Annotated in this window: 14 protein-coding genes; 12 read left to right on the top strand and 2 right to left on the bottom strand. The window is 46.0% G+C overall.

What is annotated here, in order from left to right:
- Nucleotides 1–130: 130 nt before the first annotated feature.
- Together U719_RS01810 and U719_RS01815 are read left to right on the top strand one after the other, a co-directional pair.
- Nucleotides 131–2,701, top strand: coding sequence for an ATP-binding protein (locus U719_RS01810; protein WP_023466949.1), 2,571 nt, complete (start codon nt 131–133; stop codon nt 2,699–2,701).
- A 192-nt stretch (nt 2,702–2,893) separates the two neighbouring features.
- Nucleotides 2,894–4,432 carry a GGDEF domain-containing protein gene (locus tag U719_RS01815; RefSeq protein WP_023466950.1) on the top strand — a complete coding sequence of 513 codons (1,539 nt, stop codon included), beginning with the start codon at nt 2,894–2,896 and terminating at the stop codon, nt 4,430–4,432.
- Nucleotides 4,433–4,510: 78 nt separating this feature from the next.
- On the opposite strand, the gene U719_RS01820 is transcribed toward U719_RS01815, so the two are convergent.
- Nucleotides 4,511–5,149: a FusB/FusC family EF-G-binding protein gene (locus U719_RS01820; RefSeq protein WP_023466951.1), complete on the bottom strand. Its 639-nt coding sequence runs from the start codon at nt 5,147–5,149 to the stop codon at nt 4,511–4,513.
- Between the two features lie 150 nt (nt 5,150–5,299).
- Between U719_RS01820 and U719_RS01825 the strand changes: the two genes are divergently transcribed.
- The 3 genes from U719_RS01825 (at nt 5,300) to U719_RS01835 (ending at nt 6,999) form a co-directional block, all read left to right on the top strand.
- Nucleotides 5,300–6,007, top strand: coding sequence for a hypothetical protein (locus U719_RS01825; RefSeq protein WP_156357229.1), 708 nt, complete (start codon nt 5,300–5,302; stop codon nt 6,005–6,007).
- Between the two features lie 64 nt (nt 6,008–6,071).
- Complete coding sequence (locus U719_RS01830) at nt 6,072–6,521, top strand: general stress protein (protein ID WP_023466953.1); 450 nt, start codon at nt 6,072–6,074, stop codon at nt 6,519–6,521.
- 28 nt (nt 6,522–6,549) lie between these two features.
- Nucleotides 6,550–6,999 carry a universal stress protein gene (locus U719_RS01835; protein ID WP_023466954.1) on the top strand — a complete coding sequence of 150 codons (450 nt, stop codon included), beginning with the start codon at nt 6,550–6,552 and terminating at the stop codon, nt 6,997–6,999.
- Nucleotides 7,000–7,039: 40 nt separating this feature from the next.
- Here U719_RS01835 and U719_RS01840 read toward each other — a convergent pair whose 3' ends face one another.
- Nucleotides 7,040–7,237, bottom strand: coding sequence for a hypothetical protein (locus U719_RS01840; protein WP_023466956.1), 198 nt, complete (start codon nt 7,235–7,237; stop codon nt 7,040–7,042).
- A gap of 128 nt (nt 7,238–7,365) precedes the next feature.
- On the opposite strand from U719_RS01840, the gene U719_RS01845 reads away from it, so the two are divergent.
- The 7 genes from U719_RS01845 (at nt 7,366) to U719_RS01870 (ending at nt 14,433) form a co-directional block, all read left to right on the top strand.
- Nucleotides 7,366–7,809, top strand: a complete 444-nt coding sequence (locus U719_RS01845) for a MarR family winged helix-turn-helix transcriptional regulator (protein WP_023466958.1) — start codon at nt 7,366–7,368, stop codon at nt 7,807–7,809.
- Nucleotides 7,810–7,840: 31 nt separating this feature from the next.
- Nucleotides 7,841–10,507 (top strand): MMPL family transporter, encoded by a 2,667-nt coding sequence (locus tag U719_RS01850; protein WP_023466960.1) that lies wholly within the window; start codon nt 7,841–7,843, stop codon nt 10,505–10,507.
- Between the two features lie 84 nt (nt 10,508–10,591).
- Nucleotides 10,592–11,440, top strand: coding sequence for an MBL fold metallo-hydrolase (locus tag U719_RS01855; RefSeq protein WP_023466961.1), 849 nt, complete (start codon nt 10,592–10,594; stop codon nt 11,438–11,440).
- Between the two features lie 77 nt (nt 11,441–11,517).
- Nucleotides 11,518–11,646 (top strand): hypothetical protein, encoded by a 129-nt coding sequence (locus tag U719_RS17065; RefSeq protein ID WP_023466963.1) that lies wholly within the window; start codon nt 11,518–11,520, stop codon nt 11,644–11,646.
- Nucleotides 11,647–11,753: 107 nt separating this feature from the next.
- Nucleotides 11,754–12,458 (top strand): hypothetical protein, encoded by a 705-nt coding sequence (locus U719_RS01860; RefSeq protein ID WP_023466965.1) that lies wholly within the window; start codon nt 11,754–11,756, stop codon nt 12,456–12,458.
- 110 nt (nt 12,459–12,568) lie between these two features.
- Nucleotides 12,569–13,729: an ROK family transcriptional regulator gene (locus U719_RS01865; protein ID WP_023466966.1), complete on the top strand. Its 1,161-nt coding sequence runs from the start codon at nt 12,569–12,571 to the stop codon at nt 13,727–13,729.
- A gap of 221 nt (nt 13,730–13,950) precedes the next feature.
- Entirely contained in the window at nt 13,951–14,433 is a 483-nt protein-coding gene (locus tag U719_RS01870; RefSeq protein WP_023466967.1) for a hypothetical protein, read from the top strand.
- Nucleotides 14,434–14,440 lie beyond the last annotated feature (7 nt).

Raw genomic sequence — 14,440 nt, forward strand, 5'->3', positions numbered from 1 at the left:
TTTTTTCGGGTACATTCCGAGAAAAGGTCTTTTTTTGTATATCCTAGCTGTTGCTTCGAAAGCGTTTCTATTATATTTAAAGAAACAAATGAAAAAGCATCATTCGATGAATGATGAGGAGGATACATTCATGGTGAATTGGATTCGGCGACGAATCGGTCGGCAGTTGCTGACTGTTTTTTATGCGGTACTGATCGTAGTATCGATTACTTCGTTCTTTGTCTATGACTATATGGAAGGACGAATCGAAACATCAAAACAGAATCTCGAGACGATCAGTGAACAAAATCGCCGGGCCAATGATTTGTGGGACAATTGGCAAACCGTCCAGTTTGGATTGCGAGGATTCGTCATTTTTGGTAACCAAGAACGGTTTGATGAGATTCAGGCGCTCCGAACAGATATCAAAAGTGAGACGGATTGGTTCATGCGAAACGCAAAAACGGATGAAGAAGAAGAATTCGCAGCGCAAATGACGAATTTATATGAGTTATACTATGATGCCTTGTTCCCGTTGACCCAGTCTTACGTCAATGAGAAAAAGGCGAATCGGATCAATGAGGACTTCTTACAGGGGGATAGTCTGTTTTCTTTACCGATTGCGGAGCGTCTTGTCGATCAAGGGCGATTAAAGCCAACTGCCGATGGTTCGATTGATATTACACCAGACATTGAAAAAGCCTCTGCAGCACTTGATGAATACCGGACGAATCTCAGCCAACAACAAGAAACGGCTGTCGGGGAACTGCGGAGTGAAGTCGCAAAGTCACAATGGATTTGGATATCAAGTATCGTTGTGCTCATTGCCTTCATCCTTCTCTTCGTGCACCCGTTCCTTCGCCGGATGACACGGCAATTGTTACGTTTGATTGATGATAATCAAAAACTTGCTCGAAAAGAACCGATTAAGATTGATAAAGCTGCCGAGCAGCGACCAGACGAAATCGGATTATTGCGCGCAGCCTTTAATCGGATGGTCGTGACGACGAATGCCCATACGGATGCGATGCAAGGAAAAAATGAAGAGTTGCAGGCGCAAAGTGAAGAGTTGCTCGCGCAACAAGAAGAATTGCAGGCGCAACAAGAAGAACTCGAAGAAGCGTATCAAACGACGAAAAAGAATGAGGAAAAGCTCCGATTACGTAGCGAACTGACAGAGGCGCTTGCTGTTCGCGAAACCGTCGAATCGTATCCGGCAATCGTTCAAAAGATGATCGATATCACCTCTTCTGAGTACGGTGCACTATTGCTCTATGAAGAAGGAGCGTTCATGGGTGCGACAACGAATGGGATGACGATGGATTATTTAAAAGTTCTCCTGAAAGATGAGATGTCCGTCATCAATCGATCGGTTCGGCAGATGGAATTTATCCAATCGGAAAAACGAGTCACGCGTCAAAAAGACTATCCGTATTCATTTAGCACGTATGAAGTGACGATTCCGATCGAAGATCCGGAAACGCATGAACTAATTGCAGCGATTTATCTGGTTCGTTATAAATCTGCCTATAAAGGGCAACAGTTGACGGATATTCGCGAGTTTGCGCAACAGATGACGTTATCGCTCCTGCGTACGCGTTCGTATGAAGGAATGCGTCAAGAAAAAGAAAAGACTGAGCAAGTGTTAGACTCCATCCGAGAAGCGATCATTTATCTTGAAGATGGAAATGGAGAGTTATACGTCAACCGTCCATTGTTTGAATTGATTCCAGAACTTCAATCGGAATTCACAGTAGATCGGACGTTACCGTCGAGTGAGTATGTCATCGATGTGATGCGCCAGTTGGTGGATGATGTCGAGGCTTTTAATACGTATCTAGATTTGATTCGTTCCGGTGAGATTTCACCGGAAAAGGCCCGATTTGATATTCGAAATAACACAGCTCATCTGGAAGTCTACGCGGAACGTATTGATGTCGTTGGTGGATGGAAGGGAATCATTCTTGTTTTACGAGATATTACCCGGGAAACAGAAGCCGATCGTCTCAAAACAGAACTCGTCTCAACCGTGTCGCATGAGTTGCGGACACCGCTCTCTTCGATTTACGGCTTTACAGAATTGATGTTGAATCGAGAAATCGATGACTCGAAACAGAAGAAATATCTAGCGACGATTCATAACGAGACGGAACGGTTATCAAACCTTGTCACGGACTTTTTAGATGTTCAGCGCATGCAGTCAGGTGGGCAGTTATACCAAATGGCACATCTCGATTTATTTAGCCTGACTGAACAGGTGATGTCCTTATACGACGCTTCAAGTGAACGACACGATCTTCATTTGCAATTGCTTAGTCCGGATCGTCCGTTCATTTTAGGAGATGAGGACCGAATCAAACAATTGATGAATAACTTGATCAACAATGCGATCAAGTACTCTCCGGATGGTGGGCGTGTTGACGTCTGGATTGATACGAAAGACGATCAAGCCATCATTGAAGTGAAAGATGAAGGAATTGGAATTCCGCATCATGCCTTTGCCCACTTGTTTGATAAATTTTATCGCGTCGATAATTCCGATACACGTCGAATCGGTGGAACGGGACTCGGGTTATCAATTTGTAAGGAAATTGTCAAAGAGCATGAGGGTGTTATTCATGTGGAATCTGAAGTAGGAAAAGGCAGTCGTTTCATCATCGTATTACCCCTCAGTCTGACCGAATCGATCGAGTCGACAGAAGAAAATCGACGTTCTATTTAAAGAACTAGAATACATTCCAACTAAACCGTGTTCAATCCGCTAGGTGCGATCACGGTTTTTTCTTATGTTTAAAACGAGTAATCTTGTCAAAAAAAGATTCCAATAAAATAAAAAAAGGTGAATAAAATGCAATGATGAACCGATATACCTATAGGACAAACGGACTATGATTAAAAAAGGAGGGGGATCGTCGTGTATCAGAATTGGTTAGGAGTCGTTGTTTTTTGGCTTCTTTTACACATCGGTTGGGTGACATACGTTGGGACGGATACAGTAATCGGACAAGTCGTCAATAGTCTGTTCACGATTGGTGGTGTCTCGGTCTCTCTCTATTTAATTTGGCAGGCACGACGTCGCCAAATGCGACGTCCTTTTACCTCTCGTTTATTTCTTCTTTTATTGTTTGCCAATACGATGCTCGGTCTAGGTGAATGTGGACAACTCCTTTATTTCCTTCAAGGACGTACACGAACGGAACCGTTTGATTGGATCGACTTGATCTTTAGTCTTCAAATCTTGATCTATATCATTGCTTTCGGTTATTTCCTGCGTAATCGACGACAAGAAGTTAATTTGCGGGTCTTTTTGTTTGATGAGTTCATCATTTTAGTCGTTGCAGGATCTCTTTCGTGGCACTATTTAGTGACACCTTATTTAGAAGGAAATGCCTTGCTGACGATCGAAACGCTTTTATGGCTTCGTTATCCGATTGGTGATTTATTGTTGCTCGGTGGAATGATTGTCTTATTCTTTGGTTTGATGAAACGTGGCAATGGAAGCTCGCTATTATTGATTCTACTCGCATTTCATTTTCAATTACTTGCCGACCTCCTATACGTCGTCCTAGAACGATTTGATTATCCATTTCCTTCGAGTTGGCTCGATCCGTTATGGTTAGCGACTGTCCTGATTGTCGGGCTTGCCGCATATCGCTTTGACGCTGAAGAATCTCTCGTTCCTCTTGACGTTACACGGAGATGGATTGATGTCTTACGTTTAATTACACCTTACTTATTCTTATTGATTCTATTCGTGACGATGGCACGGCAAACGATTAGTTGGAACGGTTTGACGATTGGTTTGATGATTGCGATCCCGTTATTGATTTCCCGTCAAATCCGGATTGTCGTTGACAATCAACGGTTGCGCGAAAATCTCGAAGCGAAGGTGGAAGAGCGAACGGAAGCATTAGCAACTGCCATGGAGGAGATGCGGCACATGGCATACCACGATGCCTTAACAGGGTTACCGAATCGGTATCTGTTTGCGCGACTGTTCCAAGATGCCTTGTACCGGGCGGAAGCGAGTGAAGGACAAGTCGGATTATTCTTTATCGATATCGATCACTTCAAAGAGATTAACGATACGTACGGTCATCGCGTCGGAGATCAACTCATCGTCGATGTCACGACGCGCTTACAAAAGAAATTGCCGCCCAATACAGTCATTTCAAGACAAGGCGGAGATGAGTTCGTCGTCTTATTGTTTGACGTTGAACAAGAAGCAGAAGTGGTGCAGTGTGGAGAACATCTCGTTTCCTTGTTCCAAAAGTCGTTTCGCCATGGCATCATTCCACTTCCCGTAACGGCAAGCATTGGTGGAGCGATCTATCCGGCGCATGCAGCCTCTCGATCAGATTTGATCGAGCAAGCAGACCTAGCGATGTATGAGGCAAAACGTCGCGGGAAGAATCAATTTTGCTTACATGATCCAGCGATAACGAACACCTGAACGCCGTCACATGCAAAAACACGCTCGTATACTGAACCTCATCGGATCAGTCATACGAACGTGTTTTTTTGATGCCGATCATTTCTTTTGCGTGCGTGCTAAGAACGTTTCAATGACTTCTGGATTCGTCACAGCTTGATTACATGCATCGCTGTCGATACATATATGATGACCAATCGTCTGATGCTGTTCAGCTGAACGACGTGTCGTTGCGGTTACGAGCGTGATGTCACTATACGTATGGCAAATCGCACAGATCCCTTTTTGGATCGATGGCAGATAGGTTCCCTCGACGCCGATCCATTGACCGTCCAAAGGATAGACGAAGTATTTTTTTCGATTTCCGGTATCGTTCCAGCTTAAAAACGTCGTGTGAGCCCATTCAAAGGAGTGAAGTGGCGGAACATGTAACTTTTTCGTTTTTTTGAAGAGCTGACGGATCCGTGATTCAGAAATGCTCGGAAACGGTTGGACGAACGGTTCGACTTGTGCTAAATACGCGAGGAGATCTTGTTCGGATTCAGCGTCACGAATGTTCGTCAACAGCGCTTCCTGTTCCGGTGTAAGTACGGGCAATAGATCGAATATTTTTTCAGCAGCACTATACCGGACAGCATCACGAACATCGGGATCATGAACGGCAGCGAATTGATGTTGCAGTAGGTCGACTTGATTCCGAATGAAGTTGTATTGATAAGGCAATAAAAATGCGTCCATTCGCGTTCCTCCTTTTCTTTTTATCGTACCGGAATTTGGCAGCAGAACAAAGCGACATTTTTGTTTTTCTGCCTCTTGCAACGGGAATTGAATAACAGAATGAACGAGGAGGTGAAGAGGGGCGTGCAGTATTTAACATTTTTACGCTTCATGAATATAGGAGCATTCCTCTTTGCATTGCTAGCGCGCGTCGTTTGGTCAAATCCGGTTACCATTCCTGCGTTACCTCTTGTTCCAGCACCTTTTTTTGATGCGATTACAGGTGTCGTGTTCACAACGTTGTTAATTTGGTGTATTCGACCGATTCGTGCCTTTCCTGCAGATCGAGAACTGATTGAAGATATCGGAGGATGGCTCGCGTTATCACTTGTGACGCTTGGCGTCAGTAGTATGACCGGACCACCGTGGGAACTTGTCTGGACAACGATTTCATTCATTAGTCTGTGCTTAGTTTATATGAAAATTCAACACCATCCGCGACGATCGCCTTGGATGCGCTCTCCGATTTCAGTCCTTCTCGCTTGGATGAGTACGATGTTGTTGATTTTACCATTTCGGATCTTATCCGATTTTCAGTTCACTTCGCTATTTGGTCTTTCCGAACAGCAATGGAGTACGATTGCACTCATCGTAGCGATTATCGGAGGACTATTGTTTGTCGTCATTCATTCCGATTGGGTGTTTGGTCTCGCGCTCGTCTGGTATTTGATTGGATTGTACTTTAACGATCGCCTCTTTCTTCTGCAACAAATCGTAACAGGGGTCGGAATCGTATGTGTTTTACTCTTGTGCTATTACGTCTTCTATAAACGGCAACGTCTTTTTCGACAGCAATCGCCGAAGTCTTCTTCATCCTAGTCATGTTTTAGATGAATTTGGGGTATATCTCATATAGTTGTTATAAAAGGGGGAGACGTGTGACATGGGAAAAAAACAATGGATCGGTGTCTATCAAAATGAAACGGATTTGATTCGAAAAATTGAGGATCTACATTTTGCGGGTTATCTAGAAGAAGATTTATATGTCGTGTTACAAGATAAAACCGATATGGCGATGTTACGCGGACAATCAGCGGCGCAACTCGTCTCTGGAAAACGGACGCTGTTTGAGCGATTTACAGGCAAACAGGCTTCGGCTGAGGAAATTCAAACTGCCTTTACGGAACTCGGATTACCGGAGTCGGATATTCGTCAGCATGTCTTACGTGTTCAACAAGGTGAGTATGTCCTGTTAGCAGACGAAGCAGGGGCAACACGTCCTGCGCCGAAACCAAAAAGTATTTTGGAGACAGAGCCAGAAGGAATCGAGGCAGAACGGAAACTCGATCATGAAAACCGCGCCCTCGAAAATGAAAATGACCGGATGCTGTAAGAGAGTCGTGCAGAAAGGATGATTCTTGATGGAGAGCCAGTATCATACGATTTTAGTGGCAGTCGATGGATCAAAGACGGCAGATCTTGCCTTTGAAAAGGCAGTGAAATTCGCCAAACTCGATCATGCCAAACTCGTCATCGCCCATGTCATCGATATTCAGACATTTGCTAATGTACGTGCCAATAAGCGTTTCATTGATCAAAACGTCACGGAATATGCACAAGGACTGCTCGATCGTTACGAGAAGCGGGCACGAGAAGCAGGCGTCGAGACAGTTGAACTGGTCATCGAAAATGGCTCTCCAAAAACATTGATTCCGAAGGTCATCGCACCACGTGTCGGTGCTGGGTTGATTGTCTGTGGGGCGGTCGGGATGAATGCGATGGAACGCATCATGATCGGGAGTGTCTCTGAAAACATCTCCCGTTATGCAAAATGCGATATCTATATCGTCCGTCCGAAAACCTTGAAGTGATATAAAACAGCACACATCGGTTGATGTGTGCTGTTTTATATCATGTTAAAAAATAATAGAAGATGCCTAATAAAATCAAAATGATCGGAAGAAAAATGAAATACATCCAAGACATGTTTTTGGCCGAAGTTTTGTGGTCATACTTTTCTTCTGCTGGTTGCTTGGCAATACGTAACGTAAAGACAAGACCTACGAGACAGATGACTAACGCAATCCAAAACAAAGTCAACATAAGCATGCTCCTCTCTTCCTTTATCATACAGAAATTGGTCATGTTCTGCATCGGTAAGTTGTGACAGTTTAGAGTTGACAGACTTCTAGTTGAGGGGCTAAACTAACTTCATAAGTTTAGGGGGTAAACTAAAAATGAAAGACAATTTACGTGAAGCAGTCCTCCTGTTTGAAGAAGTCATGATCCACGGAACAGAACGCGTGTTGAAGTCGGTCGAAGCACCCGTTTGGCAAATGTATTCACCGGAACAACTTCATGTGTTGAAGCTCGTCGGAAAATATGGACCGATTTCGTCTGGGCGTCTCGCGGCAGTGCAGGGTGTTCACAAAAGTGCCATCTCGAATCGGCTGAAAAAGTTGACGGAAAAAGGTCTCGTCATCGTCGAACGTCGAGAAGATGACCACCGAACGAAGTACATCTCGTTGACGGAAGCAGGTCGGTTAGTGGCAACTGAAGCAGAGCAAGAAATCTATACGTATCTGGAGAATTTGATTGAAGGAAAGGTCGAGGAAGAAGAAATCATCCAGTTCATCGAAACCTTTAAGAAGATCAAAGAGATTTTGCAGTTGAACGACTAAAGACAGAATCGAAGGAAGAGGAGAATCGGATATGCGACAAATCGTCAAATGGCGTTGGGCAATTCTTGCATTATTGCTTATCGTCACAGTAGGTTTACTATTTACGGCACCAAACTTGGCTAAACAAGCAGAAGAAGCAGGTGCGATTCAGCTTGCAAATGATGCCGATTCACAACGGGCAGCTGACATTTTAGAAAAAGCGGGGGCAAGTGAAGAAACCATTTCTCTCGTCATTCCGCTCAAAGACAAAGTCAGCGATGCCGATCGAACATCAATCGGGCAAATCGTTCAGGATTTAGAAGCACTTGATCGTCCGGTCACGGATGTGCTCGATCCGTTTGAAAACAAAGAGACAGAAGGACAGCTCGTCTCAAAAGACAAAAAGACAGTTCTCGTGCCAATCACGGTCGACGGTTCGCAAGAAGAGATCGTCAAACTGGCAAAACAAATCCGGACGGACCTCTTACCAAAGGATCAAACGATTTATCTAACGGGTGAAGCGTTAATCAATGATGACGTCAATACGAGCTCGCAAGAGGGACTGAAGCGGACGGAACTGATTACGGTCGGATTGATTTTCGGACTGCTTCTGCTCGTCTTCCGTTCAGTCGTCACACCGTTCGTCCCACTCGTTGCAGTTGGGTTTACGTACCTGATCAGCCAATCACTTGTCGCCTTTTTCGTCGATTGGTTCGGCTTCCCAGTATCGAACTATACGCAAATCTTCCTCGTTGCCATCCTGTTCGGGATTGGGACGGACTATTGTATTTTGCTCCTGAGCCGGTATAAGGAAGAGTTGACGGCAGGACACGACGTTGAGACAGCAATCGTCAACACGTATAAGACAGCAGGGCGTACGTTACTAATCAGTGGTCTCGCTGTTCTCGTCGGCTTCTCGGCGATTGGATTTGCGGACTTCCCGATCTTTAAATCGTCGGTCGCAGTTGCAGTCGGGATTGCCGTACTCTTGCTTGTCTTGTTTACACTTGTTCCATTCTTCATGGCGACATTAAAAGAAAAGCTATTCTGGCCATCGAAGAAGGCGGCGAGTCACCAAGACAGTAAACTGTGGGCACAGTATGGTGGATTATCGATTCGTCGCCCGTTGCTTGCGATGATCATCGTTGCGATCATCACGGTCCCGACACTCTTTACGTATGATGATGACCTTTCGTTTAATACCGTCGATGAGATTGGTGCGAAGTATGAGACGGTCAAAGGACTGAATGCGATCTCGGATGGATTTGGTGCAGGTGAGTCGCTCCCGGTCAACGTCATCCTGAAGAGTGACGATGATTTGATTACTGAAAAAACAGTTCCTTATGCGGAACAACTCAGTCGCGAACTGGTGAAGATTGATGGGGTCAAATCGGTTCGTTCGATTTCTCGTCCGACAGGCGAAGTCATCAATGATTTCTACGTCGATCGTCAATTAAAACAAGTTGCTGATGGTATGAAGAAAGCTACCGCCGGCCTCACGGATGTTCAGTCTGGTCTGACGACAGTGGAAGATAATTTGAATGGGATTACAGGACAGCTACCAGCAGGAGACGCGGCTTCAGCAGGTGCGAATCAGTTGCAACAAGCAGCAGACGGACTTGGGCAAATTAACCAACAGTTGACGCTCGTCGGTCAAGGTCTACAATCGACCCAAAACATTCCGCAAACCGTCGGAACGTTGAATGCCTTGTCTGGTCAATTGAGCCAAGTTCAAGCCGGCATCAGTCAAGCAGCAAGTGGGATTGCGTCTCAAGGTGCGCAAGCGGGTCAACTTGGAAGTGGGTTGACGCAACTCGCAGCCGGTGTCGGTCAAGCGAACGCAGGATTGACGAAAATCGAAAGTGGTCTTGAAGACATTTCTGATCTTCTGACCGAGATGGGACAAGCGACATCGATTCGGGGGACAGGTGTGTTCGTTCCAAAAGATACGCTGTCGGATAAAGCCTTTAAACCAGCAATTGATCGTTACGCGATCGATCAACAGACGGGATTGAAGTTCGAAGTCATCCTCGAAGATGATCCGTATTCTCCGGAAGCGATTCAAACCGTCGCTGCAATAAAAGAGACGACAGCGAAGACAATCAAAGGTACACCGTTTGAAGATAGCACCGTTGCATATGGTGGGATTTCAAGCGTCAACAGTGATTTAAACGATACGTCGAAAGCCGATTTCAAACGAACAGTGACGGTCATGCTGATCAGTCTCTTCGTGATTCTAGCAATCATGTTCCGTTCGTTGATCATGCCGTTGTTCATGATCGGTTCGTTATTGCTGACGTATTATACGTCGATGTCGATCGCAGAGCTGATCTTCGTCAACGGACTCGGATATGACGGTATCAGTTGGGCCGTTCCGTTCTTCGGATTCGTTATGTTGATTGCCCTTGGTATCGACTACTCGATTTTCCTACTCGACCGTTTCCGGGAAGAGACCATCAAGGGACTCGATACGAAGGAAGCGATGTTCCTGTCGATGAAAAAGATGGGGTCTGTCATCATCACGGCAGCGATCATCCTCGCAGGAACCTTCGGAGCGATGATGCCGTCTGGTGTCTTGAGTCTCGTTCAAATCGCGACGATCGTCATCACAGGTCTACTCTTGTATGGTTTGATCGTCTTACCACTCTTGATTCCAGCGATCACGGTATCGTTTGGCAAAGGGGTCTGGTGGCCGTTTCGACCAAACGCTAAAAAATAATAACTAACCAGACCGGGTTCGTCTTCTAGATGAACCCGGTTTTGTCATGACGTATACTAAAAGCAGATGATAAGGAGGTAGAGCATGCAACACTTCAAACAACTAACTTCACGGATTTGGTATCAGACACCGGTCAGCGAGACGGACCGCCCGATTCTCGCCGTCGTACGTGGGGAAAATCATCAATTGATGATCGATGCGGGAAACTCGTCAGCTCATGCAGCACTATTCTTAGAAGAAATGAAGAAACACAATCTTGGATCACCTGATTTATTGGCATTGACCCACTGGCACTGGGATCATATTTTTGGGATGAAACATCTCGGTCTGCCGTCAATCGCGACCAAGCAAACGATCGAACGAATGAAGGAGATGCAACCATACGCTTGGACAGATGGAGCGTTACAAGAACGAATGGATCAAGGCATCGAGATTCCGTTTTGTGCGGACGCGATCAAGCTCGAGTTCGGTTCGACACGTGATATTGAAGTCGTTTTACCGACGATCGGCTTTGAAGGACAACTGGATCTTGATTTGGGCGGGGTACACTGTCAGTTGATTGAAGTCGAAAACGATCATTCCCCGGGAAGTCTACTCGTCTACATTCCGGAAGAACGTGTCGTGTTCTTAGGCGACGCGATGTATGCCGATATCTTTTCACCGAAGTGGAATTATACGGTCGAACGGACGACGCGTTTACTAACGACACTCGATCGTTTAGATGCCGACTATTATATCTGGTCGCATGGAGAAGCGATGCCGAAGTCGGAATTTGAAGAAGAGATCAACATGTTGCGTCGAGCCATTCGCGTAACAGAAGCGACCGGAGGACGACTGAAGGACATGCGGACCTTATATGCAGAAGAGACAGGACGACCGTTGACAGAAGATGAGACCGAAACATTGATTTATTTCGCAAATGGAACGAAATGACAGATCATAACAAGGGATTGGATACGAGACGTCGAAAAAGAGAAGTACTACGAGCTTGTTAAAGGGAGCGGTACTACATGACGAAGCAAAGATTCGAACGAGATGAAACCGTCGATCGCGTCTTTTTTGGGAAAACGGGCATCTTCTCATTTGTAATCATCGTCGGAGGCATTCTATATCTACTATATGATTTGTATTTACAATGACCGGGACGCATGCGTTCCGGTTTTTTGAATTCAGGGGAGTGCACGAAAACCAGATATTGGGTAATAACTTGCGTGAGGCTGTTCGAGAAGGTGAGAGGAGATGTCGGATGAAACGAATTCAAATTGCGGATTTTGATCGACGCATGCCATCGATTGAACTGGTCGAAAAGGATGATCACTATGAAGCGATGCTTGTTCCGAGTTATGACCATACGTATCCTTCGACACAAATCCGGACGATCCGCTTAGCGGATATCTCCGTCAATCTGATTGTGACTCCGCAAGAAACACTGCTTGTTTCTGCGCTTTTTCATAAACCGGTTCAAGTGACGGATATTGTTTCCTGGATGCAATTGTATACGATTAGTTTTGCCCAGTCGGATGAGACTGGTTATTTCGTCGAACAAGCGGATGAAATTTTAGAAGTCGTCTTGTATCAGAAACATCCGATTGTCATCGCGACACGTGGTCAGGATCGATTGTATTACGATACGACGGGGGCGATCGAGGTCCGACGGGCGATGAATGAATCGGTCGGCGAGCGTCCGTTGCTTTATTTGAATGGGGAAGCCTGGTACGGTGTTCCACGTCTGACGTTTAATCGCATGAAGGATGAGTTACACGTCAACGGCACATTTTTATATGCGGACTATATGGATGCACACCACGGAAAAATCGGTTTCTTTCGCGAGAATGATCCGTCTCAACCGATTGTTTTGCTGGTCGGTCAAGCCATCGTCGAAATTGAACTGACCGAGAATCCGGACGGTTCACGTGTCTTGATCTTGGAACAACCATACGACGAAGCATGAAAGTGCACAAAAACCGTTCAGCAGATGAACGGTTTTTGTGTGAGACCGTGAAATCCCTTACAAAATATGCGAAGATAGTAAAGAGACAGACCAAAGGGGTTGAGGGGGACATGGCGAAAGAAACACCGCGTAATTCTAAATGGATGCGTTCTTATAATCGAGCACTCGTCTTGCGACTGATCCGGATGCATCAACCGATTTCGCGGGTCGAGTTAGCACAACGGACGAACTTGACGAAGCCGACGGTATCAAACATCGTCAGTGAATTGATTGCAGAACAACTCGTGACGGAGCGAGAGCTTGGGGTATCAAATGGGGGACGAAAACCGATCATGCTCGAACTCGTCGCAACAGAGCAATACGTCATCGGCATCGATGCAACAAGTCACCAATTCATCGGTGTCGTTGCGGATTTAAGTGGGAACACGATTCATGAGTCCGAAGCCGTGGGACGCTTTGAGACGAATGAAGAACTGATTGAAGCAATCGGTCGCTTATGCGAGACCTTGATTGCACAGACAAAAGGACGGGGAACGATTCACGGAATCGGGATCTCCGTCCACGGGATGGTCAATCCGGAGACAGGTGTCATTCTTTTTGCTCCACGATTCCATCTGCATGACGTTGAGTTGAAGGTACAACTCGAAGCACGTTTTGACTATCCTGTCTTCATCGAAAATGATGTCCGGGCACTCGCTTCGTTTGAGTTATTGTTCGGTGAAGGCGTCGGGGTCGAACAATTCTTCTATCTCTATGCTGGGGAAGGGATCGGGGGTGCTTATGTGCTCGACGGACAGCTTGTCGACGGACAACATCATATTACGGGAGAGGTCGGACATATGCGCCTTGATCTCGATGGTCCGATTTGCTCGTGTGGAAACCGAGGATGTCTTGAAGCGTTGGCAGGCGAAAAAGCATTGTTACGGGATTATGCTGTCGTTGATCCACAAGTCTCGACGCTTGCTGATTTGCGCAAGCGGTTGAACGAGGGAGACGAGCAGGCGGTTCGTGCGTATGAACGGGCGGGGGAATATATCGGAATCGGGGTCTTGAATACGATTCATCTTTTGAATCCACGCCGGATTTTACTTGGGGGACCGATGTTCGAGCTCGCACCTACGATCGTTGATCAAATCAAGGAACGGGTCGAGCATACGGCGTTGACCGCTGCTTCACGTGAAACCGATGTCAAGATGGTCCCGTGGGGTGAAAAACAGGGAGCACTCAGTGCTGCGGCCCTTGCAACAAACAGTTTATTTCAAACGATTTAATGAGCCGATTCCGTGTCTTGCGAACCAGCAAGAGATGGAATCGGTTTTGTTATTCAAAAATAATTTAATGAAACCGTTTACAAATTAAAAAGTGATGTGCTATAGTCGATGTAAAGTTAGATAATAAATTTAATTTACTAAGTTCATGGTCAACTAAGTGGAGGTGGATGCAGGTTAGCAGGGGCTAATCAAGCTGAAGCAGGAAAGGGAGGCATCGCGCAATGGAACCATACGATCCATGGGTTTCGTACCGTGAAGCTTTCGGGCGTTACGGAGCAATCCGCGGTTTTTATTTTCATCGGTCGACGCAACAGATGACAGAACAGGGTCCAGGCGATGTCCCGACAGACGAGCAGGATATCGTGCTCGTCCGACCACGACGTGACGGTGTGTTTCAATTCCGGATGTCATCGGTACAAGGGGTCCTGACGATCCGTTCATCCGAGCTACACATTCGAAAAAATGAGAGCGGATACATTGAATTACGCGCACTCATGCAACACATGCGCTCTTCCGGTTGTTTGACGCTCGGTGGGGAGTTATATCTCTTCGTCCGACCGGACGTTGATACGCTGGCGTACCGTCTTCGATTGATTGCCCGCGTATTGATTCAGCTACAGGGAATGCCGATTCAGACGAAAGTGATCGAAGAATGGTGCAAACAAGCACAAATTGAAGGGGAACACGCTAGACGATACGCTTGACTACTTA

This window comes from Exiguobacterium sp. MH3 (assembly GCF_000496635.1).
GTDB classification, from domain to species: domain Bacteria; phylum Bacillota; class Bacilli; order Exiguobacteriales; family Exiguobacteriaceae; genus Exiguobacterium_A; species Exiguobacterium_A indicum.

Excerpts from the sequence above, each read along its gene's own strand:
- U719_RS01830 (WP_023466953.1), top strand. The coding sequence starts at position 6,072 with ATGGGAAAAAAACAATGGATCGGTGTCTATCAAAATGAAACGGATTTG.
- U719_RS01820 (WP_023466951.1), bottom strand. The coding sequence starts at position 5,149 with ATGGACGCATTTTTATTGCCTTATCAATACAACTTCATTCGGAATCAA.
- U719_RS01825 (WP_156357229.1), top strand. The coding sequence starts at position 5,300 with ATGAATATAGGAGCATTCCTCTTTGCATTGCTAGCGCGCGTCGTTTGG.
- U719_RS01835 (WP_023466954.1), top strand. The coding sequence starts at position 6,550 with ATGGAGAGCCAGTATCATACGATTTTAGTGGCAGTCGATGGATCAAAG.
- U719_RS01860 (WP_023466965.1), top strand. The coding sequence starts at position 11,754 with ATGAAACGAATTCAAATTGCGGATTTTGATCGACGCATGCCATCGATT.
- U719_RS01855 (WP_023466961.1), top strand. The coding sequence starts at position 10,592 with ATGCAACACTTCAAACAACTAACTTCACGGATTTGGTATCAGACACCG.
- U719_RS01850 (WP_023466960.1), top strand. The coding sequence starts at position 7,841 with ATGCGACAAATCGTCAAATGGCGTTGGGCAATTCTTGCATTATTGCTT.
- U719_RS01810 (WP_023466949.1), top strand. The coding sequence starts at position 131 with ATGGTGAATTGGATTCGGCGACGAATCGGTCGGCAGTTGCTGACTGTT.
- U719_RS01845 (WP_023466958.1), top strand. The coding sequence starts at position 7,366 with ATGAAAGACAATTTACGTGAAGCAGTCCTCCTGTTTGAAGAAGTCATG.
- U719_RS01865 (WP_023466966.1), top strand. The coding sequence starts at position 12,569 with ATGGCGAAAGAAACACCGCGTAATTCTAAATGGATGCGTTCTTATAAT.
- U719_RS01840 (WP_023466956.1), bottom strand. The coding sequence starts at position 7,237 with ATGCTTATGTTGACTTTGTTTTGGATTGCGTTAGTCATCTGTCTCGTA.
- U719_RS17065 (WP_023466963.1), top strand. The coding sequence starts at position 11,518 with ATGACGAAGCAAAGATTCGAACGAGATGAAACCGTCGATCGCGTCTTT.
- U719_RS01870 (WP_023466967.1), top strand. The coding sequence starts at position 13,951 with ATGGAACCATACGATCCATGGGTTTCGTACCGTGAAGCTTTCGGGCGT.